Origin of the sequence: Chitinophaga polysaccharea, assembly GCF_007829335.1 — a bacterium.
GTDB lineage: Bacteria > Bacteroidota > Bacteroidia > Chitinophagales > Chitinophagaceae > Chitinophaga > Chitinophaga polysaccharea_B.
In genome coordinates this window covers 532445-556708 of record NZ_VIWO01000001.1, presented here as the reverse complement: position 1 = coordinate 556708, position 24264 = coordinate 532445, and the positions used below count along the sequence as shown (strand labels likewise).

The window sequence follows — 24264 nt, the reverse complement described above, 5'->3', positions numbered from 1 at the left end:
ATTCCAGCTAAAAATACGCGGGCAAAAATAAGATATCCCCTAATTATAATCAGATCAATTTTAATCTTATCTCAACTATAACTAGGCTAAGTGAATGAATTGCTTATTTTTGCTAAGTTTGATCATATGGCATTAAGAATACATACAGACCAGCTGGTAAAGCGTTACGGCAACAGAACGGTGGTAAACCATGTATCTGTGGAGGTGTCTCAGGGAGAGATAGTAGGGCTGCTGGGCCCTAACGGAGCAGGTAAAACAACCTCCTTCTACATGGTGGTAGGGCTTATTAAGCCAGACGAAGGTAACGTATACCTGGATGACCAGAATATTACCAAACTGCCCATGTACAAAAGAGCACAAATGGGTATTGGCTATCTCCCGCAGGAGGCTTCCGTATTCAGAAAGCTCAGCGTGGAAGACAATATCGCTGCGGTATTGGAAATGACAAAGCTGAAAAAAGCAGAACAAAAAGAAAAACTGGAGAGCCTGTTGGCCGAATTCAGGCTTACCCACGTGCGTAAAAGCCCCGGTGATGTACTGAGCGGGGGAGAGCGCCGCCGTACTGAAATAGCCCGGGCCCTGGCGGTAGATCCAAAATTTATTCTGCTGGATGAGCCTTTTGCCGGTATCGACCCTATTGCGGTGGAAGATATCCAGGGAATTGTAGCCAAACTGAAATATAAGAATATCGGTATCCTCATTACGGACCACAATGTGCAGGAAACACTCTCTATCACGGACCGGGCTTACCTGCTGTTTGAAGGTAAAATCCTTAAATCCGGAACAGCGGAAGAGCTGGCAGCTGACGAACAGGTAAGAAAAGTGTATCTTGGCCAGAATTTTATCCTGCGCCGGAAAGATTACCTCGACGAAGCAGCAAAACAGTAAAAATAATTCTACAGCATCCTATATGAGAATTTTAAGTCCTGCAATATCACAACTGGCAAGATTGCGCATGGGGCGTATTGCATATTTTATGCAGTATCCCGTGCAGGTGCAGCAGCAGGTATTCCAAAACCTTATTAGTGCCGCTCAGTATACCGAATTTGGTAAACAATACGGCTTTTCGAAAATTTATAAGATAGACGAATATAAGCAGCGCGTTCCTATTCATACCTACGATACCATCAAGCCCTATATACAGCGAACGATGGAAGGACAACAGAATGTGCTTTGGAATACTCCTATCAAATGGTTTGCTAAATCGAGCGGGACTACTGCTGATAAAAGCAAGTTTATTCCCGTAACGGTGGAAAGTCTCGATGAATGCCACTACCGCTCGGGTCGCGATGTAATTTCTCTCTATTATAATAACTTCCCTGACTCCGATGTGTTTACCGGTAAATCACTGGTCATCGGCGGCAGTCACCAGGTAAACAAACTGTCGGAAAACAGCGACTCCTACTTTGGCGATCTGAGTGCGGTGATGCTGCAGAACATGCCGTTCTATGGTAATATGATCCGTACCCCCGACCTGGAAATAGCCCTCATGGATGAATGGGAAGAAAAGATAGAACGCATGGCCAATGCAGTTATCCATGAAAATGTAACCTCTATTGCAGGGGTACCTACCTGGACTATCGTATTGATTAAACGCATTTTTGAACTCACCGGCACAGACAACCTGGCTGACGTATGGCCTAATCTGGAATTATATATGCACGGTGGCGTAAGCTTTACACCGTACCGCGAACAGTTCAGAAAACTGATCCGCAAACCACTGATGCATTACCAGGAAACCTATAATGCATCAGAAGGCTTCTTTGCCGCCCAGGACGTGATTGGAGAAGATGGGCTGTTGCTATTCCTTAACCACGGCATCTTCTATGAGTTCATGCCTATGGAGGAGCTGGGTAAAGATGAACCGCGCACCCTTCAGTTACAGGAAGTGGAACTGGGTAAAAACTATGCGCTGGTAATCAGCACCAATGGCGGCCTATGGCGCTATATGGTTGGAGACACCATCCAGTTTACTTCCCTGCTTCCTTATCGCATTAAAGTAAGCGGCAGAACCAAATCATTTATCAATGCTTTTGGAGAAGAAGTCATTGTGGAAAACTCTGACACCGCTATTGCGAAAGCTGCTGAAGCTACCGGTGCTGTTGTAAATGATTATACTGCAGCCCCTGTGTACTTCAGTGATCATGGCAATGGTGGACATGAATGGCTGGTGGAATTTGAAGTAGCGCCGGATGATATTAACCGGTTTACCACAGTAATGGACAATACGCTCAAGGCCATCAATTCTGACTACGAAGCCAAGAGGTATAAAGATATTGCCCTGCATATGCCCTTGATACATGTATTGCCGGCCGGTACTTTTTGTGAGTTCCTGAAAAGTAAAGGTAAACTTGGTGGACAACATAAAGTACCTCGTTTAAACAATGACCGCAATTACCTGGAAGAAATCCTGAAATTTGCGGCTGATAACATGAATGCTTAAAACCTATCAACTATAACATGAAATTACTGGAGAACAAAGTAGCGATAGTTACAGGCGCCAGCCGTGGTATCGGAGAAGCCATTGCTTTGAAATTTGCAGCACAGGGAGCTGATGTAGCATTTACCTATGTAAGCTCTGATGAGAAAGCCAAAGCGCTCGAAGCAAAACTGACGGCCTTGGGCGTTAAAGCCAAAGCATATAAATCCAATGCCGGCGTATACGAAGAGTGCGAAACACTGGTAGCAGATGTATTGAAAGAATTCGGCAAAATTGATATCTGTGTTAACAACGCTGGTATCTCCAAAGATAATCTCCTGCTCCGCATGAGCCCTGATCAATGGGATGATGTAATGAACATCAACCTGAAGAGTGTATACAATATGACCAAGCAGGTAATACGTCCTATGATGAAGGCTAAGAGCGGTAGTATCATTAACATGAGCTCCGTGATAGGTATCATGGGTAATGCCGGCCAGAGCAGCTATGCCGCTTCGAAAGCCGGTATTATTGGATTCTCCAAATCTATTGCACAGGAACTGGGTAGCCGTAACATCCGTTGTAATGCGGTGGCACCAGGCTTCGTAGAAACAGATATGACCCAATACCTCAAAGAAGGGGAAGGGGCGGCCAACTATATTCAACAAATTCCGCTGGCCCGCTTCGGCACGCCTGAAGACATCGCCAATGTATGCCTGTTCCTGGCTTCCGATATGAGCGGCTATGTAACCGGCCAAACGATCAGCGCTTGCGGTGGTTTGTGTATGTAATTCAACTGATTAAATAGTAGGAAAACGCGGGCTATAAACCCGCGTTTTTTTATTGGGGCTAGTTTCCGTATCTTTTCGGCACAGTGAACATGGTGAGGATGACTATAGATTTTGGAGGAACGAAGTAAAAATATTGCCCAGCAACAACATCGAATGCCCACTTTTGAATCGTTATTCAAGAAGTATTACCCTGCGCTCTGCACATTTGCTTATGATTTTGTGAACAGGCATGAATTGGCGGAAGAAATTGTACAGGACACCTTCATGAAAATATGGGAGAAGTTTGACGATCTGGATATCCAGGTGTCTGAAAAGGCATACCTGTACAGGGCCGTACAAAATAATTGTCTTAATTATATTAAACAACATAAGGTAAGAGCGAGATATAGCGACGAATTACTGCAACAGGTGGAATCCCGTATTTCCCTGTTCAGCATGGCATCTACCCATTCGCCCGTTGAAAAGCTGGAACACGCTGAGCTGGAAATACTGGCCGAGAAAGCCATCAGGAAATTACCCCCGCAATGCCAGGATGTGTTTCGCCTCAGTCGCTTTGAACAATTGAGTTATCCCGAAATTTCCCGCCACCTGGGCATCTCCGTCAACACCGTTAAAACCCAGATGACCCGCGCCCTGCAACGATTGCGCGATGAACTACTTCCCTTGCTGAAATGAATGATTAATTTAAAACAAAATTTTTTTGATGCTTGTCACCCTGTTTGTTCCGGAATGTTGTCTTAGTATCTGTTTACAGAGATTATGGGGCTTAACTATACACAGGAGCAGGTAAACGACCTGATCGCACGCTTTTTGTCCGGCAATATTTCCGGGGATGCACAAGAAATACTGGAACAGTGGATAAATGAATCACCAATAAACCAGGCTTATTTCCTGCAACTGAGAGATGCCTGGCAAATGACGGCCCAGCCAGGGAATTATGATGCCCTCGCAGCCTGGGATAGCGTACAGCACAACATGGGCATAACACCGGTGGTAAAAGTGAGCAAATGGAAAAATTATCTGCGGATAGCAGCATCTTACGCGCTGCCCTTCCTGATTGGCAGTGGGTTGGTATATGCCTGGTCTGTATCCCGGAAAAATGACAGCAATAACGCGATCGTAACCGTGATCAGTCCCAAAGGCGCTACCACTAAAATTGAATTGTCGGACGGCACGGAAGTATGGCTTAATGCAGGCAGCAAGCTGCAGTATGCACAATCTTATAATCTCCGTGGCCGTGAAGTGAAACTGGAAGGAGAAGCATTTTTTAAAGTACACACTAATGCACAGAAACCCTTTACAGTAAAGGCTTCCGATCTGCGAATACTCGCACTCGGCACCTCTTTCAATGTAAAGGCCTATCCGGAAGACAAAACGGTGGTTACTACCCTGGTAGAAGGAGAAGTGAAAATTGACGGGAGCAACACTCAAACACCTTTCGGCATCATGATGAAACCTCACCAGCATGTGGTATATAACAAAACCATATCAACCAACAAAGGTGAACAACAGAAAAAGGTCAATTACCCGGGAGATAGCAGCACGGCTACCCCAATAGAGAGCCTGGATGTAAAGGATACAGAAATATACACCGCGTGGAAAGACGGCAATTGGATGGTAGCTGCCCAAACCCTGGACGAACTTGCCATCACCATGGAGCGGAGGTTTAATGTAAAGGTGATTTTTAAAGACCAGGAGCTAAAAGACTACCGGTTCAGTGGCACCTTTCGCCAGGAAACCCTTGAGCAGGTATTGAATATCCTGAAGCTAACCGCGCCGCTGAAATATTCCATCGATAGCGGAGTAGTGACGCTGGAGTTAGATAATGAATTGAAAAACAAATATTTAAAAGCATTTAAGACCCGGTAAAAACCACCGCTGGTATATGACGTAGCAATATTTAATCACCTATAAAATCAACTTACATGCACGGTATGAACAATTAAAAAAATTGGGGTAATGCGACTTACCCCAATCAACGAACAACATTTGTTGGTGAAAATGCCTTTGCGACGGGCATCCACCGTAATCATTCGTTTAACTAAAATCTATACAAGTTTATGAAATCCACTGCAAACCTGGCGGCATTTTTTTGCCCCGGGCGAAAATTTTTGCTCATGACAAAACTGACGGGGCTGCTGATTTTCGGAAGTTTTTTACAAGTATCCGCTGGCGCTTTTGCGCAGGATAAAATAAAAGAACTACATGCTGAAAATACTAGTGTGAAAGAGGTATTTAAGCTCATAGAGAACAGCAGCAATTATCGCTTCTTCTATAACGAGAACTTCACGGATTTAAATAAGACAGTCACTATCGACGTAAAGGACAAAAAGATTAACGATATCCTGAAGCTGCTCATTAACAGTACCAACGTTACTTATCGTGTATTGGAAAACAACCTGGTAGTGATTACTCCCATCAATACTGCACAGGTAAAAGTAACCGGTTATGTAACAGATGCTGTTACAAAAGAGCCGCTGCCCGGCGTTACCGTAGCCGTAGAAGGAACCACCATTGGTGCTGTAACAGATGCTACCGGGAAATACACGATCACCGCACCTTCAGAAAGTAGCGTGCTGGTGTTTTCCTTTATCGGTTATACACCGCAAAAATTAGTAGTAGGCAGTCGGCAGGAAATTAATGTGAAACTGGACGGAGATACTAAAAAACTGGAAGAAGTAGTAGTAATGGGCTATACCACCACTACTACCAAAAACCTCACCGGGGCTGCGCAAGCTGTAAGCGGCGCTAAACTGAAGGACGTTACTGCCGGCAGTATGGACAAAATGCTCCAGGGTAAAGTGAGTGGCGTGTTTGTAGGTAACAGCTCCGGCGACCCGGCTGCAGCGCCAGCCATCCGTATCCGTGGTAACGGTACATTAACTGCCGGCAATTCACCACTGGTGGTGGTAGATGGTATCATCGGCGGACTACCCAATCCCAGTGATATTGAAAGCGTTACCATCCTGAAAGATGCGGCAGCTACCACATTATATGGCGCCCGCGCTGCCAATGGCGTAATGGTTATCACTACTAAAAGAGGTAAAGCCGGTAAAACACAGGTCAACTTCCGCACCAACGTTGGAACAGCCCACCTTAATACCGGGCACTTTCACCTGATGAACGGTACCGAACTGTATGACCTGCAAACCGCCGCAGGAGCCAAGTTGGACCCCTCTCTCCGGAATATAAATACAAACTGGCAAAAACTGGCCTTCCAGAATGCCTCCAATCAGAACTACGAATTATCTACCAGCGGCGGCAATGAAAAAACTAAATTCTACCTCGGCGGTAACTACTATAAAGAAGATGGTATCCTGAAAGGTACCGGCGTAGAGCGTTTCAGCGCACGCCTCAACCTCGACCACAACATTACCGATAAATTTCGTGTTACCTTCAACGTAGCCGGAACCCAAACATCTGATAAAGATAACTCCAACGGTTCGTTGTATCAATACTATACCAACCTGCCATGGGATAAAGCCTACAACGCACAAGGCAAGCCGGTAAACCCACTTACCGCAGACAACTGGTACGGAAGGGATATGACCAACTTCCTGTATGACCAGCAATATAACTACACCAAAAACAAAAGACAATCGCTCGAAGCATTGGTGAAACTGGAATATGACATCACCAAATGGTTGACTTTCAGTACTACCAACCGCGCGCAGTATTACCACTTTAACCAGGAAAGTAACGGAGATGTGAGAACATCTGCCGGCTCCGACGATCGTGGTAACCTGTATAACTACTACCAGGATACTTCCAGCTATATCAGCTCCAACCTGTTAAGGGCAAGGTATACCATCAACAAAAAACATAACCTGGATGGACTGGTAGGCGCTGAATTTCAGCAAACTCACCTGAATGATATTAACGCAAAAGGTAAAGGTATCATACAAGGAGTAAGCGTACTGGATGGTACTTCTGCTCCTATGTCTATCGGAGGCTCTAAGGTAGACCGCGCCTTCAATTCTTACTTTGTTCAGGCAAACTATAACTACGCTTATAAATATTATTTCACCTCTTCCTTCAGAAGAGACGGATCTTCCAAATTCGGTGCTAACCAACAGTATGGTAACTTCTATGCGTTTGGTGCTTCCTGGGCTATCTCCGAAGAAAACTTCATCAAGCAAATTAAAGCGATTACCAACCTGAAACTGAGGGCCAGTTATGGTACTACCGGTAATGCGGAAATCGGCGATTATAGTGCTATTGGCGCCTATGCCATCAATACCCAGTACAACGGATTTCCCGCCGCTTACCAAAGCATTTATAATGTGCCAAATCTTTCCTGGGAGAAAGCTTACAATACCAATATCGGTATCGACCTGGGTTTATTCAACCGGATTAACCTGACACTGGAGCTTTACCAGAAAGATAACAAAGACTTGCTGTTTAATGTGCCGCTGCCTGGAACCGCCGGCTATAGCTACATTTCACAGAACATAGGGTCCGTGCGTAATAAAGGAATTGAGATTAACCTGAGTACCGACAACCTGGTGGGGGCGTTTAAATGGAGCACCGACTTCAATATTGGCTTCAATAAAAACAAGGTAACAGAACTATATGGTGGTAAAGATCAGATCATTGATCCTATCAGTGGTTACTTTGTATTACGCCAGGGACAAGACATGCGCAGCTTCTATATGCGCAAATGGGCTGGCGTGGATCCATCCAATGGTGATCCTCTGTGGGAAAAACTGATTACCGATGCAGATGGTAAAGTAACCGGTAAAACCACGACCAACAACTATAACGATGCCTCCCTGCAAATTGTAGGTACTGCTACGCCGAAGTTCTTCGGAGGGATGCGTAATACTTTCTCTTACAAAAACTTTCAACTGAGTGCCTTCCTGGCTTTTGTTTCCGGCAACCAGGTGTATAACAACACCCGTGAGCTGATGGATAACGACGGCGCTTACTATACTTACAATATGATGGAGCTGGATAATGGCTGGAGCCGTTGGCAGAAGCCGGGCGACAATGCTACCCACCCATTGTTTAAAATCAAGGGTAACAAAAATTCACATAAACCATCTTCCCGCTTCCTGGAAGACGGTAGCTACCTGCGTTTAAGAAACGTGAACCTGAGCTATACACTGCCAAAAGCCTGGCTGGACCGCGTGCATATTGGCAACGCCAGAATTTCTATCGGCGGTGATAACCTGTGGACATTAACCAAATTCTCTGGTCTGGATCCTGAGGTAGATGATCGTGGTATCAACTCCATTAAGTATCCATCCAGCACTAAATGGTTTGCAGGTCTTGAAATTAATTTTTAACAGGAGCTAAAAGAGATTATCATGAAACACATGTCGAAATATTTTGCAGGTCTGTTGCTGGTATCAATGGCAACTTCCTGCTCGTTGAAGAAAGATCCATATAGTGCTTTACCGGATTCCAACATCCTGAATGATGAAACCAAATGGCCGGCAGCTACTGCCGGAAATTACGCGTTGTTGAAAGAAGAAAATTTTACGCGTAACTATTTCCAGATGGGAGAATTTCCCAGTGATGATGTAGCACTCAGCGGCGCCACCACCGATCCGCTGTTTTACTCTTATACTTATGGCCACCTGACCAACCAGGGAAACACCCTGCAGATCTGGCGTATGGGCTATAAAGCTATTAACGGCGCTAACAAGCTCCTGGCGGTAATGCCCGAAGGGAAATCGGCTGCTATTAATGAAATGATTGGTGAAAACCTCTTCATTCGCGCCTTTGTTCACTTTGGCCTGGTACGGAGCTTCGGTCGCCCTTATACACAAAGCCCCGAAACCAATCCGGGAATACCTGTTATCACTAAGTTTGATATCAACGCTTTGCCTGCACGCAATACGGTGAAGGACGTATACGGGCAAATAGTAGCCGATTTAAAGAAAGGCACGGGTCTGATGGATAACTCCAACACCAACAGCTATGCCACCAAAAGCGCTGCTATGGCATTGTTGGCAAGGGTATATCTCTATATGGGTAAAAATGATTCGGCACGTATTTATGCCGATTCTGTGATTACTTCCGGCAATTATTCCCTGGTATCTACTTCTGATTTACCGGGTTATTATACCAAGAGTAACGAAAATAACAAGGAAACCATCTTTGCTATTCACCACACTTTGCAGGATGATCGTACCTGGAGCTCCATCGGTTCTATGTATTATATGTCGCCCGGTGGTATGGGTTATGGCGAAATTTATGCTTCCCAGTCCTACCTCGATCTGTTGCATAAACATCCGGAAGATGTAAGGAATAAATTTGTACAAGCCGTATATACGACCGATGCCAACGGGAATAAAGTGCTGGCCACCCGCAATGGCGTGCCTAAATGGTATATCCTCAAATACGCTAACCAGGATAACGTGCCTACCCTGAGTTCCCCTGTGGTACTGCGTTTGGCAGAAATGTACCTGATCCGGGCGGAAGCCAATGCCAAACTGGGCAACAATACGGCTGCCATCGCAGATGTGAACATTATCCGGCAGCGGGCTGGCCTGAATGGCGCTGCGTTATTTACACCCACCGATCTGAAAGGTTACGCTTCCGTGCTGGACGTGGTGTTGGATGAACGCCGCCTGGAGCTGGCTTTTGAAACGCATCGCGTGTTTGACCTGTTCCGCAACAACCGGAATGTATACCGTAATTACCCGGGTGTACAAACCAATCCGCAAACAGTTTCCTATACGGATGCAAGGGTAGTACACTTCATCCCGCAACAGGAAATACTCCTGGACCCTAACCTTGTACAGAATCCAATACAATAAAGTTCCTGATGAAAGCCCCTTGAATGGGGCTTTCGCTTGTATAAAATAATCCGGAAAAGAAGATCCAACAGTAGTAAATTTATGACCGGTGAACATAAAAAAATTCTTAGTCTACATGTATCAGTACAGCCATCATTTCCGCCATTACAGAAAAGGATTGTTACTGGCAGGATTTGCCTTCAGCTTTCTTACCGCCGCACAGGCCCAGGAACTGAAGTATACCTCCGGAAATAATAACTGGAATGCGGATTCGCTAGGTAACCACCGGGCGGTAGTTACTTTTGATGGAATGGCCAAAGTGGCCCGCGTGGTAATCCCATGGCGCCGCCGCGATGAACATCCCGAAGCCAAGCGCATCATTATCCAGGATGCAAAAACCAAACAGAAAATAACTAATGTAAAAACGTTGGCGCTTACCCGTGAGGAGGGCGATATCTGTTTTGAACCTACTTCCGGTAAGGGCGAATACTACATTTACTACCTGCCTTCCAAAAACGAAGGAAGAAATAACTACCCGAAGGGTGTGTACCTGGCGCCAGAACAAACAGCCGATAATACCTGGCTGCAGGCCGTTTCGGATGGCATGAAGCCCAATACCACAGTGAAAGAGCTGGAGTCGATAGATACTTTCAACTCTTTTTATCCTATGGAAGTGATTGCCACTGCTGCCGAAATGCAACAGCTGAAGCTCAAACACCCTGGTGGAGGGTATATGATATTCCCCGAAGATCGCCAGTTTCCCATTAAAATGACCGACGACCTGCCCCAACGCTGGATAAAGAAAGGACCTTCACAGTCTTTCGCCGGAGAAGCCGATAAAGGAGAGTACTATGCTTTTCAGCTGGGCATTTATGCACGCCGGGAGATGAAGGATGTGCAGGTTACGTTTGGTGACCTGAGCGCCGGTAATGGCAAAACCATTCCAGCGGTGCAGCTGAATTGTATTAACACCAATGGCACTACCTACGATGCCAGGCCGTTTAACGCTACCGTAAATATTCCTGCCGGTAAAGTACAGGCGCTGTGGTGCGGAATTGATATACCGGAAAATGCGGCGCCAGGCATTTACAAAGGAACAGCCGTTTTAAAGGCTGCCGGCATGCCCGATATGCCCATTCGGCTTACGATCACGGTAACGAATAAACTGGCGGTGAATGGAGGCTTTAATGAACCCTGGAAACAAACCCGGTTGAAATGGCTCAACTCTACGCTGGCACAGGATAACACCGTGATTGCGCCTTATACACCACTGGAGATGAAAGACAGCGTGATCAGCTTACTGGGCCGCAAAATCGGTATCAATAAAGATGGTTTCCCGGCACAGATACAAACCTTCTTCACACCGGAAATGACATCGCTCACAACGCAGCCAAAGAACATATTTACAGAGCCGGTACATTTCCATTTTACCTCCGCCGCCACAGGCAAGGATTTGACATGGGCTCACCAGGGCTGGCAGGTTACTTCCCACGAAGCCGGAAAAATCAGTTGGAAAGCTATTAATACTACTACCGGCCTGCAAATGGAGGTAAACGCCGCGCTCGAATTTGATGGTTTCCTCGACTATACCGTGAAGGTAACTGCCCTGGAAGACGTAGCCCTGAAAGAAATTACCATGCACCTGCCATTCGATAAAGGTGCCGCCAGGTATATGATGGGCCTTAACCAGAAAGGTGGCCTGCGCCCCGAAAAGATCGACTGGAAATGGGATGTGACACATAAGAACCAGGACGGTGCCTGGATTGGAGATGTGAATGCCGGTATCCAGTTCAATCTCCGTGATGAAAACTATGTACGGCCGTTAAATACAAACTTCTATCTTCAGAAACCTTTACTGCTGCCTACTTCCTGGGGTAATGACAACAAAGGCGGTATCACCATTGGCGAAAAAGGAACCGCTATATTGGTAAACAGCTACAGCGGAGCAAGAACGATGCATAAGGGAGAGGTGTTGTACTACAACTTCCACCTCATCATTACACCCTTTCACCCGATCAATACCGATTTCCAATGGGCTACCCGCTTCTATCACAGGTATCACAACCTGGATAGTATCAAAGCTACAGGAGCAACCGTAGTGAATATCCACCATGGCAACGATATTAATCCCTGGATCAACTACCCATTTATTGAATGGAAGAAAATGAAGGATTATATAGACGAGGCGCATAATAAAGGACTCAAGGTTAAAATCTATAATACCGTCAGAGAGCTGTCTAACCATGCCTGGGAAACTTTCCCGTTGCGGAGCCTGGGGCATGAAGTATACAGTTCAGGTAATGGCGGCGGCTTTTCCTGGTTGCAGGAACATGTTGCCAAAGACTACATTGCTGCCTGGTTTGTGCCGGAATTCAAAGACGCCGCTATCATTAACAGTGGAATGAACCGCTGGCATAACTACTACGTAGAAGGTATGAACTGGCTGGTGCAAAACGTAGGCATTGATGGTATTTACCTCGATGATGTGGCTTTTGACCGGGTAACCATGAAACGGGTGAAACGGGTGCTGACAAAAGATAATCACCCCGGTATTATTGATTTACATTCCGCCAACCAATACAATAAATCCGATGGATTTATTAACAGCGCGGTCTTGTATATGGAGCATTTCCCTTACCTGAACCGGCTTTGGTTTGGTGAATATTTCGATTATGAACAAAATAGTCCTGATTTCTTCCTCACGGAAGTGAGTGGTATTCCGTTTGGCCTGATGGGCGAAATGTTGCAGGACGGCGGTAACCAGTGGAGAGGCATGGTATACGGCATGACTAACCGTATGCCGTGGACGGAAAACTCAGATCCCCGTCCAATCTGGAAAGTATGGGACGATTTCGGGATGCAGGGAAGTAAAATGATAGGGTACTGGGTAGATAGCAACCCGGTGCAGACCGATAATCCGTTGGTACCAGCTACGATTTACCGGAAAGATGGAGCGGTACTGGTATCTATAGCCAGTTGGGCACCGGAAGATGTGGCTGTTAAGCTGAACATCGACTGGAAAGCCCTGGGGATAGACCCTGCCCGGGCAACGATTACGGCGCCGGATATACGTAATTTCCAGCAGGGCCAGGTTTTTGGCAAGGATGTCAGCATCCCGGTGTCAAAAAATAAAGGATGGCTGTTAATTATTAAATAAGTATAAATGATGTAAATAGCAGCGCCGCAAAGACTGATAAGCTTTGCGGCGTTGCTGTTTTATATCTCTGTAAAATCGCTTACTCAAATTTTCTTCCCGGTATATTCACCCGGAATATTTCTACGCACTTCCTGTCCTGCAGGGTAACATACACGGTTTTCCCGTCTTTATCGCCAAATACCAGGTTGCTGCATTGCTTTCCTTTCAGGGGTATTTCCTGTATTAATTTTCCTTTGGGAGATAGCACCGCAATCACCCCTTTACCCCAACGGGCCACGTACAGGTTACCTACCTTATCGCATTTCATGCCATCAAAACCGTAGTCGGGAAAGGAAGCAAAGAGGGTTTTGTGGGAGATGTTTCCAGCTTTGTCTACCCGGTACTTCCAGATTTTCCGCTGTACACTTTCATTCACGTACAATGTTTTTTCGTCGGGGCTCAGTTCTATTCCGTTGGTGGTCCCCATATTGGCTTCCAGTAAAACAAGCTGACGATTTTTAGGATCTATGCGCCAGAGTTGCCCGGTATTGTCGGCCCATTTGGGATCTGTCACAAAGATCTGGTCTTTGCTATTGATACAGAGGTCGTTGGGTTGATTGAACTTGTCGGAATGTACAAATACGGCTATCTTTTTCGTCTTCATATCCACAGTTAGTACATTGTGGCGAATGAAGTCGGGCAGAAACATAGTGCCTTTACTATTGAAGTGAATACCATTGGCTACGCTGCTATCGGGCAATGTCACGAATATTTCGCCGGTACCGGTTTTGGTATTGATTTTTCCTACAGTACCATCCTGTTTGAAATTAACGACATAAAAATTGCCTGATTTGTCAAAGTTGGGTCCTTCGATATTGACGGAGAACATATTTTCTGCGGTCAGGTCGTGGGCCTCAAATACTGGCAGGTTACTTGTTTTTTGTTGTGCCAGGACGGGTAATCCCCAAGCAGTCAGCATTGCGAGGAGGCATATCTGTATTTTCATGTATTATTTGTTTTGGAGCTTTAAATTAAAAAACAATTTCAGAATTTTACGGGGAGTACGGAGAGGTGGGCTGGTGTGTAATGAAATTATCAAGAAATAATTACCGTTATAAACGAATCGGTGGCCTGTCAACTAATTTATTAATTTTGCGCCCATGATCCATGTTTCGGAGTTTAAAGATTTGGCGCAGCTGACGATTCACAAGGTAGGAAACTCCTCCAATGATGAGGCGCTACTGTGTTCCAAGGCGCCATTGCAGCTGGAGGATGAAACGATCAGCCAGTTATTGATTACGTATTTTATTCAGCCATTTGCCAACGCGGCAGAATATTTTAGGTTCCGGCACGATGCAGATCTGGAATTGAATGAAATTTTTCAATATTGTCGGCGTATATTTACTGACCAGAACGAGTTCCAGGAGCAGTCGATTAATATTGCCAAACATCTATATAAACATTCCACCCATCCCAAAATCAAGGGGGGCGAGCTTTATATAGCCTACTTTAGCAAGTGTCTTGTGGATGGTGAAGAAGTAGAAGCCATCGGCATTTTTAAATCTGAGAATCGCGATACCTATCTGAAAGTATTTCTGTCAGACGAGAACTACCAGGTTAATTACGAGGATGGAATAAATATTAATAAGCTGGATAAAGGCTGCCTGGTTTTTAACACCGAAGAATCTGAAGGTTTTAAAGTAAGTATTGTAGACAGCAACAGCAAGCAAACCGAGGCTGTATACTGGAAAGATGCCTTTCTGCAGGTACAGCGCCGGGAAGATAGCTATCTGCAAACAGAAACAGCAGTGGACATGTGCAAACAGTTTATACACAATAAACTGCCAACGGAGTATGAAATGGATAGGGTAGACCAGGTAGATTTGTTAAACAAATCGGCTGCTTATTTTAAGGAGAAAGAGCAATTTCAGCTGGACGATTTTGCCAAAGAAGTTTTAGGACACCCTGATGCCATTGCTTCTTTCAAAGAATACCGGAATGAATATGCGAATCACTTTCAGCAAGACATCCCTGACGAGTTTGAGATATCTGCGCCAGCTGTCAAAAAACAGCAGAAAGTATTTAAGAGCATATTGAAATTAGATAAGAATTTTCATATATATATTCATGGAAATCGCGAAATGATAGAGCGGGGGTTTGATGAAGCGACCAACATGAATTATTATAAGCTACTGTTTGAAAATGAGGCGTAGACGAGTGTAGAATGCACTAACGGCAGCTGTGCGGTTGATTTTGTGAAGAGGGATAAAATGGCATATTTTACAATTTTCTCATAAGCAAAAACCAATTGTTAACAAAGGCTGCCTCGTCTGGGCGGCCTTTTATTTTTGGAAGACATACTGCCCGTTCCGGGCAATAAAAAAGACAACCATCATGGTTGTCTTTTTTATTATTATTTATGCTCCTTTTTCAGGATTGCCGTTTTTACTTTGTTGGCCTGGCTTTTTGTGATGGTGCCTGGGCGGCCGTTTGTCTTGCTTAGGTCCCTGGCCCTGGGCAGGCTGTTTAGGTCCCTGTTGCCTTGGCTCCCGTGGTTCCCTTGGCTCTCTTGGTCCCTGGTCGGGCCGGGCTTGTTGTTCAGGACGGGGCTGTTGCTCACGTACCTGCCTTGGCTGTCCTCCCTGACTTTGCTGCCGTTGTTGTTGCTGCGGGCGGTTTTCCTGCCTGGACCTGCGCTCCGGTTGTTGTTGCCGGTTGTCTGGCTTCTGACCACCTTTGGGCTGATCGTTTTTAGGTTGTCCCTGTGACTGGGGCTTTTGTTCGCCGCGCTGTTGTTTTTGCTTGTCTTTATCTTTTTGTTTACGCTTCTGGGCGGTTTTCTCGAGAGATTTAAGACTGATTTGTCCCACCACATCTGCATAACCCAGATCCGCTTCCTTCGGTTTGGCTGTCACCACTTCTACAGGTTTCAGGTCATCCGGTTTAATACCCTGTTTATTGAGCAGGCGTATTTCTTTGGCCCTGGAAATCGTAAGCGGATATTGTTTGTTACTGCCTTCGTAGGAGTACCACATGAGGCTTTTGAAGATATCCCTTTTCTGGAGATGAGCTACCCCACCGGCTGTTTCGATATTATCGGCATCTTCGGGGAAGTCTTTCAGGGCATCCAGGTAGGTGTCGAGTTCGTAGTTGAGGCAGCATTTCAGGCGGCCGCATTGCCCGGATAACTTTGCCTGGTTAATAGACAAGTTCTGATAACGGGCGGCGGTGGTATTCACGCTTTTGAAATCTGACAGCCAGGTAGAGCAACAGAGCTCCCGGCCACAACTGCCAATGCCACCTACTTTTCCGGCTTCCTGGCGGGCGCCTATCTGGCGCATTTCCACTTTGGCCCTGAATTCGGAGGCATACACTTTAATGAGTTCACGGAAATCAACGCGATCGTCTGCGGTGTAGAAGAAGGTGGCTTTACGGCCATCGGCCTGTATTTCCACTTCTGCGAGTTTCATTTCAAGTCCAAGGTTACGGGCAAGCGCTCTTGATTTAATGAGGGCTTCCTTCTCGCGGGCCTTGTTGTCATTCATTCGCTGCAGGTCGTCGTTGGTAGAACGACGGAGAATTTTTTTTACTTCGGGTGTATCTTCCGCGCGTCGCTTCTTCATCTGGAGTTTTACCAGCTCGCCTGTCAGGCTCACTGTGCCAACGTCAAATCCGCTTACTCCTTCCACCGTTACCATTTCTCCTTTATCAAAGAGTTGTTTGGTCACATTTCGGAAAAAGTCTTTGCGGCTGCCATTGTTAAAACTTACCTCTACAATGTCAAACGGTGCTAAGCTATCACCAAGGGGAATATTGGACAGCCAATCAAATACATTCAGTCTATTACAACCTCCTGTGCTGCATCCTCCATTACTCTTGCATCCTGACGGCTTCCCATCCACACCCGTACCACATCCGGCACAAGCCATATTATTAATTAGTTTAAATTTTATAAATAAGCATTTCAGGTTATTCCAGTTCTTCAAAATACGTTTTTCCTTCCAGAAAAACAAAAGACCGGAAGCAACAAAGATAGGGAAAAGCAGCCGATAAGCCCCGTAGCACCCGGAGGCTAATTACAGAACAGGTAAAGGTTTCTTTTTAAATATATATTGGAGCTTGAGAGACAATGCATGAAACAGCATTTTTCCGTTTGCATTCCGTTCAATATAATAGCTGGCATTATTCAGGGCATCTGCAATTTGTTGCATTTGCTCCAGGTTGGCCAGCTTAGCCAGTTTGGCTGCAAAGTCCATTTCTTCCTCTGAAAAGGCTAACAGGCACCGGTCGATATACTGTAACCGGATCGTGTGTTCCAGCAGGTTAATAAAATAGCGAAGGAACTGCTTTTGGTTTTCCCTGCCGGTTTTGGCGCTGGAAATTCCTTCAATCCATTCCTGGAGGGCTACCCGGTTACCAGTAAACAGGTGATTGAGCCAGTTACGGAGCAATTCATGGTAATCATCATCGGAATGTTGTAAGAGATATAACGCCTCGCGGTAGTTACCGGCGGTAATGGTAGCAATTTGCTGTGCCTTGGCGGCCGGTACGTTGCTTTTTTCCTCCAAAGCTTTTACCAGGTCCTGCTTGGCCAGCGCATTTATTCTTATCAGGTGGGTACGGGATAAGATAGTTGCCAGTATTTGTTCCTGGTTTTCTGCTACCAGGATGAAAAGGGTATTGGCGGGTGGTTCTTCAATCAATTTTAATAAACGGTTGCCTTCATTGCCCAGGTATTCAGGCATCCACATCACCAGTATCTTATATCCGCTCTCAAAACTTTTCAGGTTCAGCTTATGAATGATATCCTGGCATTCGGTGGCGGTGATATTGCCCTGTTTGTTTTCTGCGCCTATAAACTGCAGCCAGTCATAAGCATTACCATAAGGGTGCGTGGCCACAAATTCCCGCCATTCGCTAATATAATCCGTGCTTACCGGCTTATCACCCGCTTTACGCGGAATAACAGGGTAGGAGTAGTGGATATCCGGGTGCACAAACTGGGCTGCCTTGGTACAGGCTGGGCATTGGCCGCAGGCATCCTGCTCCTGTTTGTTTTCACAAACCAGGTATTGTGTAAAGGCCAGGCCCAATGGAAGCCCGCCGGCTCCCTCTGGCGCCAGCAGTATCATGGCGTGGCTGAGCCGGTTATGTTGAACGGACTGGATGAGTTGTTGCTTAATGTCTGCTTGTCCTATGATATCTGAAAATAGCATGGACGCAAGATAATAAAAAGGGGGTAATCAGGACGGAGCGGAGAAGCGCGCTTGTTTCATTGTGTCACATAACAGGCACTGTTGAAGGTCCCGCCTCCGGCAACCCTTTTATTGTCGGCCGTAAAGAAAAAGGTACCAGCTATTACCTGTCGTTTGGTGTTTATCCAACGGATAATGATAGCAGAAGAGTCGGTATTAAAGAAATCATAAAGGCCGTTAGCGTTGTAGATCCCTGCCATCACCAGCCCTTTGTGTATCGGGTTGGTGCTGCCTCGCCGAAATGTAAAGGTATCCAGGCGAATCGTATCATTTTTAATGGCGTTTTGATCAAACATGCCATCAGTCACATTCAGCACTATCTTAAAGGAATCGGAAATTGATTCCATGCTCCAGTATTTAAGCCCCCCCGAATCAGTTTCTTGCCGGAAGATAATACTGTTGGTCTGCATCATTTTGCGCGTCTGACCATTTATGGAGGCCGTCATGTCCATATCAGGGCATGAAAAAGAGGGGTCATCGATGGGGTGCTGACAGGCGGTGAAACCAAAAGTGAAAGCGTATAGGGCCGCAGTCAGCAGCAGTGTTTGTCTGTAGGTGATTGGTCGTTTCATGAATATAATTGCCAATTGTGAACAGTAATGCGGGGCGCTCACTTAAACGCATACACGTTTAAGCAGGCGTCTGCATAAAAATTTTTAAACACAAAGTTGGCAACAGGCGGAATGCCTTATTATCTATATTTTATTTTTCTATAGCTGCAATCACTTCCGCAGATTCAGGCTGCGTTTTGGGGGAAAATACCGCCACCAGGTTTCCTTTTTCATCCAGCAGGTATTTCTGGAAGTTCCAGGTTACTTCAGCAGGTTCAAAATGTTTAGCTTTACTTTCTTCCAACAACCATTTATACAAAGGGTGAATGTCGGTGCCCTTTACGGATATTTTGGCTGCCATAGGGAATGTCACTGCATATTTTTTGGTGCAGAACTCCTGGATTTCCTTGTTGCTGCCTGGTTCCTGGGAACCAAAATTATTGGCCGGAAATCCTACAATCACCAGTTTGTTCTGGTATTTCTTATAAAGCTTTTCCAAACCTTCGTATTGTGGGGTATTACCGCAAAGAGAAGCGGTATTTACGATCAGCACTTTTTTTCCTTTGTATTTGGAAAAATCTATTTTCCCGCCATCTACTGCATCTACTTTAAAGTCGTAAAGGTGAGAAGAAGCAAAAAGCATCATTATGGACAAGATTGCTAAACGGAACATATCGTAGTTTTTATAAAGACTGATTAAATGATAGCGGATAGCTACATCTGTAAAGTTAATATTCCCGGGTGAAAAAACGGTATCTTTTTTAACCGTGTTAATGAGCTGCCTGTCAGGTATTTAACAGCATTTAATCGTTGTGGTATTTAGCTCCAGGCGAAAGCAACACAACATACGCTTACCTTGGCGCCTGCATGTACCAGCGCTGCGCAACAAGCTTCGGTCGTTGCGCCGGTGGTAATTACATCGTCTATCAGTAATACGTGTGATCCGTTTACCTGGTTACCGTTTACCCGGAAAGCAGCGGCTACATTTTGCCAACGGGCAGCCCGTCCTTTCCTGGTTTGAGTAGCGGTAAACTGTAGCCTGCTCAGTATTTTGGGATATACCGGGAGAGAAATTACCTGCGCTATACCATTGGCCAGCTGGGTGGCCTGGTTGTAGCCGCGTAACTTTTCTTTGTGTGGAAATAGTGGAACCGGCACCAGGTAATCAATGTTGTGGATCCAGGTACTTTCTGATAATTGATACCCGGTTTGCTTTCCCAGCGACACGGCAATGTCGGGTCGTTGCCGGTACTTGAACCGGTGAATGAGTTGTTGTACACCGGATGACTGTGTGTAATAATAAGTGGCGGTAGCTTGCTGTACGGTTACTCGGCCATTGAAAATGTTTGCCACCGGGTTGTCGGGGTAACGATGAAAACCGGTTACAGGTAATGCTTGCCAGCAGCGTAAACATAGCAAGTCGCCTGTTGCCGGCAGATCTGTACCACACAGCTCGCAGCAATGCGGATAAAATAAATGAACCAGGGGGGATAACAAACGGGTCAGCATGAAAGTATGTTTTAAACGGGGTTAAAAGAGTCGCTGGTATACTTCTTCCACTCTTCCTACAGAAATAACTTCAATATGGAATTTACTGAAATCAATTCCTTTTTTGTTATAACGGGAGATAAAAATTTTTTCAAAGCCCAGCTTTTCTGCTTCTGCAATTCTTTGTTCAATGCGGTTGACAGCTCTTATTTCTCCACTCAGTCCTACTTCTCCGGAAAAACATATTTTAGGTGAAATGGCGGTGTCTTCATAAGAAGATAACAGGGCGCACAATACTGCCAGGTCGATGGCCGGATCTTCCACCCGTATACCGCCGGCAATATTGAGGAATACATCTTTTACGCCGAAATGGAAGCCGCCGCGTTTTTCCAGTACGGCCAGCAATAGCTGCAACCTGCGCAAATCAAAACCTGTAGCGGTACGTTGGGGCGTGCCATAAACAGACTGGGTAACGAGTGCCTGCACTTCTACCAGCAATGGGCGCATTCCTTCCATGGTAGCGGCTATTGCCACCCCGCTAAGGAGATCTTCCCGTTGCGAGATAAGAATTTCAGAGGGATTTGTTACCTGTCGCAGTCCCGTGCCGGTCATTTCATAAATACCCAGTTCGGCAGTGGAGCCAAACCTGTTTTTGATTGTGCGTAAAATGCGGTAGGCGTAGTGTTGATCGCCTTCAAATTGCAATACGGTATCTACCATGTGCTCCAGTACTTTCGGGCCGGCAATGGAGCCGTCTTTTGTGATGTGACCGATCAGGAAAACGGGGATATTACTTTCTTTGGCGAAGCGTTGCAGCTCAGCAGTGGTTTCCCTGATTTGGGAAACGCTGCCTGGCGCCGATTCTATAAAAGGGGAATGCAGTGTTTGAATGGAGTCAACAATCACCAGTTGAGGCTGTAGTTTCTTGATTTCCTGGAAAATGGTTTGCGTAGATGTTTCCGTAAGCAGGTAAAACTGTTCATTGGAATTCTGGATGCGGTCGGCCCGCATTTTTATCTGTTGTTCGCTTTCTTCTCCGCTGATGTAAAGTGTTTTTATATTTTTCAGCTGCAATGCATTTTGCAGGAAGAGGGTTGATTTCCCGATGCCGGGCTCTCCACCTACCAATACCAGCGAACCCGCTACTATACCGCCTCCCAGCACACGATTCAATTCATTGTCGGGAGTTAGTATTTTTTCATCTTCCCGGGCAACGACTTCTGAAAGGTTAATTATTTTTTGGGTGCGGGGGGAGGGTGCGTCATTATTTTTCCATTCTTGTTGTTTCTGTGGAATATCCTTTTGTACTCTTTCCTCAACAAAAGTATTCCATTCTCCACAACTCGGACATTTTCCATTCCATTTAGCTGATTCGTATCCACAATTCTGACAGAAAAAAGCAGTTCTTATTTTACTCATAATTTTTTTAAAACAGGATGCATACAAAGTAAATGGTTTTATACTTATTGCATCGAAATGATAAAAAGCGGGTATGAAAAAGGGGAGGTAAAAAGGTGTAAAAGAGAAAAGAGCCAAACGGAAGATTCCGCTGACTCTTTCTACTTACTAACCCATTAAATTCAGGTCTAAATTACAAAATGGCTTCAGAATAAAAAAGTTTATTTAATTGATGTGAATAACTTTTGAGCTATCTGTCAGATCAAACAAAGTGGCTGCCATCGCTTGTTTCAGCGCTTGTTTTTATCCAATATTACTTTCATTGGGCACTCGTAAAATGTTGATAAATAGGCTTGATGTCGATCATTTTTGTATATGAAAAAATATTAATAATACACTTTTTTATAAATGACAAACAGACGCCTTTTTGCGTAAAAAAATATTTTTTACGCCATAATGACAGTGTTAAATTTATAATTTAGTGGTAAAAAGAAGGGATGGCAGGTAAATGCTAAATATAACTTAAAGCGGGGTGAATGGAAGGATATTTGTGCCGGTTGGTCGACTTAATTTAATGAAAAATGACACCTGGAATTATGTTCGTTTCGCTGATTTTTGTGGGGATCAGCTTGCTGGTAAGTTCGGTACTGAAAAGTAAGTTCCGGGCTTACAGCGAAATACCCACTTCCTCCGGTTTGTCTGGTAAAGAAATAGCGGAGAAAATGCTGAGAGATAATCAGATTTACGGGGTACAGGTAAGGGAGGCCGAAGGGTTTTTGTCTGACCACTATGATCCAACCAGCAGGACGGTAAATCTGAGTCCCGATGTATATAATGGCGCCAATGTGGCTGCAGCGGCTGTAGCGGCCCACGAATGCGGGCATGCTGTGCAGCATGCCGCCGCTTACCCCTGGCTGGGGCTAAGATCCCGGTTAGTACCGGCCATGCAGTTCACTTCCAATATCGTATCCTGGGTGCTGCTTGGTGGTATTCTCCTGATTAATACCTTCCCGCAGTTGCTCCTGGCGGGTATTATCCTCTTTGCCATTACCACGGTGTTTGCCCTGGTAACACTGCCGGTGGAGTTTGATGCTTCCCGCCGGGCGTTGGTTTGGCTGGATAGCAGCCAGGTAATGCGGCCTGCAGAGCATGATAAGGCTAAAAATGCCCTCTGGTGGGCGGCTATGACCTATGTGGTAGCAGCATTGGCTTCCCTGGCCACTTTGTTCCAATATATATTAATATATATGGGCGCCAGAGATAGAAGATAAACACATATACTATATAATAACCTGCGGCGTACCCGGGAGGGTGCGCCTTTTGTTTTGTTATCACACTCCCGGTAGAGATTGGTAATTATCATGAACTTTTCCGGCTCCGGTCTCTTTTAAATGGCTTCAAAGGCAGTTATTCACGGTGGAATATTGTGCTGTTAATAACTTTAATACAAATTTTTTATTGAAAATCAATTCATTGCAAAGGTGCAATGTAAAAAAGTGGGTAAAATGTATGGTTATTCAACAGTAGCAATGTACCTTTGCACTCCTCATAATAGGGAATTGTTTACAAGACGTAATTTTTATCGTATACAACAATGAATACATTAAGTTTCAAAACTAAATCCGCTAACGACGCTTACGTAAAGCGTGACTGGCATATAGTAGATGCGACTAACCTGACACTCGGTAGGGTTGCTTCCAAAATGGCTGCTATCCTGAGAGGTAAGAACAAGCCTTACTATACACCTCATACTGATTGTGGTGATTATATCATCGTAATCAATGCCGAAAAGATTGCTTTAACCGGCAACAAAATGGCTGAAAAGGAATATATGCACTACACTGGCTTCCCCGGTGGTCAGAGAATTGAATTGGCTAAGGACCTGATCCGTCGTCGTCCTGAGGTATTGATCGAAAAGGCTGTTAAAGGTATGTTGCCTAAAAATCGCCTGGGCCGTGCTATGTACAAAAAATTATTTGTATATGCCGGTGCTGAACATCCTCATGCAGCGCAGAAACCACAACCTTTAACTTTCTAATTTTTCTCTGATACATGGAAAAGCAAAAAAATACAATAGGTCGTCGTAAGGAAGCTGTTGCCCGCGTGTATATCAACAAGGGTACCGGTAACATTACTGTAAACGACAAAGATTATAAAAACTACTTTTCTCTGATCTACCTGCAAAACCAGGTGGAACTGCCTTTCAAAACGATCGATGCACTCGATAAATTTGATGTAAAAATCAATGCACAGGGCGGTGGTATCAAAGGTCAGGCAGAAGCAATTAAGCTGGGTATTGCCCGTGCGCTTTGCGAAGTGAACATCGAGTTCCGTCCGGCACTGAAAGCTGCTGGTCTGCTGAAACGTGATCCACGTGGCGTTGAACGTAAGAAACCAGGTAAAGCGAAAGCAAGAAGAAGCTTCCAGTTCTCTAAACGCTAATATTTTTGAGCTATTGGCTATTAGCTACTGGCTAATTC

The 24264-nt window shown here is 45.3% G+C and carries 19 protein-coding genes; 12 read left to right on the top strand and 7 right to left on the bottom strand.

The features are described 5' to 3' along the window. Nucleotides 1–126 precede the first annotated feature (126 nt). From lptB to FHW36_RS02330, 8 genes are all read left to right on the top strand, one after another. Nucleotides 127–888, top strand: a complete 762-nt coding sequence (gene lptB / locus FHW36_RS02365) for an LPS export ABC transporter ATP-binding protein (RefSeq protein ID WP_145661658.1) — start codon at nucleotides 127–129, stop codon at nucleotides 886–888. Between the two features lie 22 nt (nucleotides 889–910). Continuing rightward, a complete protein-coding gene (locus FHW36_RS02360) occupies nucleotides 911–2443 on the top strand; it encodes a GH3 auxin-responsive promoter family protein (protein WP_145661655.1) in 1533 nt (510 codons plus the stop codon). A 17-nt stretch (nucleotides 2444–2460) separates the two neighbouring features. Next, nucleotides 2461–3210 carry a 3-oxoacyl-[acyl-carrier-protein] reductase gene (gene fabG, locus FHW36_RS02355; protein WP_145661652.1) on the top strand — a complete coding sequence of 250 codons (750 nt, stop codon included), beginning with the start codon at nucleotides 2461–2463 and terminating at the stop codon, nucleotides 3208–3210. Nucleotides 3211–3321: 111 nt separating this feature from the next. Next, nucleotides 3322–3885 carry an RNA polymerase sigma-70 factor gene (locus tag FHW36_RS02350; RefSeq protein WP_222428979.1) on the top strand — a complete coding sequence of 188 codons (564 nt, stop codon included), beginning with the start codon at nucleotides 3322–3324 and terminating at the stop codon, nucleotides 3883–3885. 84 nt (nucleotides 3886–3969) lie between these two features. After that, the gene (locus tag FHW36_RS02345) at nucleotides 3970–5079 is read left to right on the top strand and encodes a FecR family protein (RefSeq protein WP_145661649.1); all 1110 of its coding nucleotides are present in this window, start codon (nucleotides 3970–3972) and stop codon (nucleotides 5077–5079) included. 248 nt (nucleotides 5080–5327) lie between these two features. Continuing rightward, nucleotides 5328–8498, top strand: coding sequence for a TonB-dependent receptor (locus tag FHW36_RS02340; protein WP_186452276.1), 3171 nt, complete (start codon nucleotides 5328–5330; stop codon nucleotides 8496–8498). A 21-nt stretch (nucleotides 8499–8519) separates the two neighbouring features. Further along, nucleotides 8520–9977: a RagB/SusD family nutrient uptake outer membrane protein gene (locus FHW36_RS02335; RefSeq protein ID WP_145661643.1), complete on the top strand. Its 1458-nt coding sequence runs from the start codon at nucleotides 8520–8522 to the stop codon at nucleotides 9975–9977. A 115-nt stretch (nucleotides 9978–10092) separates the two neighbouring features. Next, nucleotides 10093–13113 (top strand): glycoside hydrolase domain-containing protein, encoded by a 3021-nt coding sequence (locus tag FHW36_RS02330; protein ID WP_222428978.1) that lies wholly within the window; start codon nucleotides 10093–10095, stop codon nucleotides 13111–13113. Between the two features lie 79 nt (nucleotides 13114–13192). Here FHW36_RS02330 and FHW36_RS02325 read toward each other — a convergent pair whose 3' ends face one another. Beyond that, nucleotides 13193–14098, bottom strand: a complete 906-nt coding sequence (locus FHW36_RS02325) for an SMP-30/gluconolactonase/LRE family protein (RefSeq protein ID WP_145661640.1) — start codon at nucleotides 14096–14098, stop codon at nucleotides 13193–13195. Between the two features lie 154 nt (nucleotides 14099–14252). Here FHW36_RS02325 and FHW36_RS02320 point away from each other — a divergent pair, with 154 nt between their 5' ends. Next, the gene (locus FHW36_RS02320) at nucleotides 14253–15305 is read left to right on the top strand and encodes a nucleoid-associated protein (protein ID WP_145661637.1); all 1053 of its coding nucleotides are present in this window, start codon (nucleotides 14253–14255) and stop codon (nucleotides 15303–15305) included. A gap of 204 nt (nucleotides 15306–15509) precedes the next feature. On the opposite strand, the gene FHW36_RS02315 is transcribed toward FHW36_RS02320, so the two are convergent. The 6 genes from FHW36_RS02315 to radA all read right to left on the bottom strand — a co-directional run bounded on the left by FHW36_RS02315 (nucleotide 15510) and on the right by radA (nucleotide 21805). After that, complete coding sequence (locus FHW36_RS02315) at nucleotides 15510–17021, bottom strand: PSP1 domain-containing protein (RefSeq protein WP_145661634.1); 1512 nt, start codon at nucleotides 17019–17021, stop codon at nucleotides 15510–15512. Nucleotides 17022–17168: 147 nt separating this feature from the next. Further along, nucleotides 17169–18308 carry a DNA polymerase III subunit gene (locus tag FHW36_RS02310; protein ID WP_145661626.1) on the bottom strand — a complete coding sequence of 380 codons (1140 nt, stop codon included), beginning with the start codon at nucleotides 18306–18308 and terminating at the stop codon, nucleotides 17169–17171. A 56-nt stretch (nucleotides 18309–18364) separates the two neighbouring features. Then, nucleotides 18365–18919: a hypothetical protein gene (locus tag FHW36_RS02305; protein ID WP_145661621.1), complete on the bottom strand. Its 555-nt coding sequence runs from the start codon at nucleotides 18917–18919 to the stop codon at nucleotides 18365–18367. A gap of 130 nt (nucleotides 18920–19049) precedes the next feature. Continuing rightward, on the bottom strand, nucleotides 19050–19571 hold the full coding sequence (locus FHW36_RS02300) for a glutathione peroxidase (RefSeq protein WP_145661615.1): 522 nt from the start codon (nucleotides 19569–19571) through the stop codon (nucleotides 19050–19052). A 146-nt stretch (nucleotides 19572–19717) separates the two neighbouring features. Continuing rightward, a complete protein-coding gene (locus FHW36_RS02295) occupies nucleotides 19718–20407 on the bottom strand; it encodes a ComF family protein (protein WP_145661612.1) in 690 nt (229 codons plus the stop codon). Between the two features lie 21 nt (nucleotides 20408–20428). Beyond that, complete coding sequence (radA, locus tag FHW36_RS02290) at nucleotides 20429–21805, bottom strand: DNA repair protein RadA (RefSeq protein ID WP_145661608.1); 1377 nt, start codon at nucleotides 21803–21805, stop codon at nucleotides 20429–20431. 560 nt (nucleotides 21806–22365) lie between these two features. On the opposite strand from radA, the gene FHW36_RS02285 reads away from it, so the two are divergent. The 3 genes from FHW36_RS02285 (at nucleotide 22366) to rpsI (ending at nucleotide 24226) form a co-directional block, all read left to right on the top strand. Continuing rightward, the gene (locus FHW36_RS02285; protein ID WP_145661605.1) at nucleotides 22366–23055 is read left to right on the top strand and encodes a zinc metallopeptidase; all 690 of its coding nucleotides are present in this window, start codon (nucleotides 22366–22368) and stop codon (nucleotides 23053–23055) included. A gap of 323 nt (nucleotides 23056–23378) precedes the next feature. Continuing rightward, nucleotides 23379–23822 carry a 50S ribosomal protein L13 gene (rplM, locus tag FHW36_RS02280; protein WP_145661602.1) on the top strand — a complete coding sequence of 148 codons (444 nt, stop codon included), beginning with the start codon at nucleotides 23379–23381 and terminating at the stop codon, nucleotides 23820–23822. A gap of 14 nt (nucleotides 23823–23836) precedes the next feature. Further along, on the top strand, nucleotides 23837–24226 hold the full coding sequence (rpsI, locus tag FHW36_RS02275; RefSeq protein ID WP_145661599.1) for a 30S ribosomal protein S9: 390 nt from the start codon (nucleotides 23837–23839) through the stop codon (nucleotides 24224–24226). Nucleotides 24227–24264: the final 38 nt, after the last annotated feature.

Excerpts from the sequence above, each read along its gene's own strand:
- radA (WP_145661608.1), bottom strand. The coding sequence starts at position 21,805 with ATGAGTAAAATAAGAACTGCTTTTTTCTGTCAGAATTGTGGATACGAA.
- FHW36_RS02330 (WP_222428978.1), top strand. The coding sequence starts at position 10,093 with ATGTATCAGTACAGCCATCATTTCCGCCATTACAGAAAAGGATTGTTA.
- FHW36_RS02315 (WP_145661634.1), bottom strand. The coding sequence starts at position 17,021 with ATGGCTTGTGCCGGATGTGGTACGGGTGTGGATGGGAAGCCGTCAGGA.
- FHW36_RS02340 (WP_186452276.1), top strand. The coding sequence starts at position 5,328 with ATGACAAAACTGACGGGGCTGCTGATTTTCGGAAGTTTTTTACAAGTA.
- FHW36_RS02300 (WP_145661615.1), bottom strand. The coding sequence starts at position 19,571 with ATGTTCCGTTTAGCAATCTTGTCCATAATGATGCTTTTTGCTTCTTCT.
- fabG (WP_145661652.1), top strand. The coding sequence starts at position 2,461 with ATGAAATTACTGGAGAACAAAGTAGCGATAGTTACAGGCGCCAGCCGT.
- FHW36_RS02345 (WP_145661649.1), top strand. The coding sequence starts at position 3,970 with ATGGGGCTTAACTATACACAGGAGCAGGTAAACGACCTGATCGCACGC.
- FHW36_RS02335 (WP_145661643.1), top strand. The coding sequence starts at position 8,520 with ATGAAACACATGTCGAAATATTTTGCAGGTCTGTTGCTGGTATCAATG.
- FHW36_RS02285 (WP_145661605.1), top strand. The coding sequence starts at position 22,366 with ATGACACCTGGAATTATGTTCGTTTCGCTGATTTTTGTGGGGATCAGC.
- rpsI (WP_145661599.1), top strand. The coding sequence starts at position 23,837 with ATGGAAAAGCAAAAAAATACAATAGGTCGTCGTAAGGAAGCTGTTGCC.
- lptB (WP_145661658.1), top strand. The coding sequence starts at position 127 with ATGGCATTAAGAATACATACAGACCAGCTGGTAAAGCGTTACGGCAAC.
- FHW36_RS02305 (WP_145661621.1), bottom strand. The coding sequence starts at position 18,919 with ATGAAACGACCAATCACCTACAGACAAACACTGCTGCTGACTGCGGCC.
- FHW36_RS02320 (WP_145661637.1), top strand. The coding sequence starts at position 14,253 with ATGATCCATGTTTCGGAGTTTAAAGATTTGGCGCAGCTGACGATTCAC.
- FHW36_RS02360 (WP_145661655.1), top strand. The coding sequence starts at position 911 with ATGAGAATTTTAAGTCCTGCAATATCACAACTGGCAAGATTGCGCATG.
- rplM (WP_145661602.1), top strand. The coding sequence starts at position 23,379 with ATGAATACATTAAGTTTCAAAACTAAATCCGCTAACGACGCTTACGTA.
- FHW36_RS02295 (WP_145661612.1), bottom strand. The coding sequence starts at position 20,407 with ATGCTGACCCGTTTGTTATCCCCCCTGGTTCATTTATTTTATCCGCAT.
- FHW36_RS02325 (WP_145661640.1), bottom strand. The coding sequence starts at position 14,098 with ATGAAAATACAGATATGCCTCCTCGCAATGCTGACTGCTTGGGGATTA.
- FHW36_RS02310 (WP_145661626.1), bottom strand. The coding sequence starts at position 18,308 with ATGCTATTTTCAGATATCATAGGACAAGCAGACATTAAGCAACAACTC.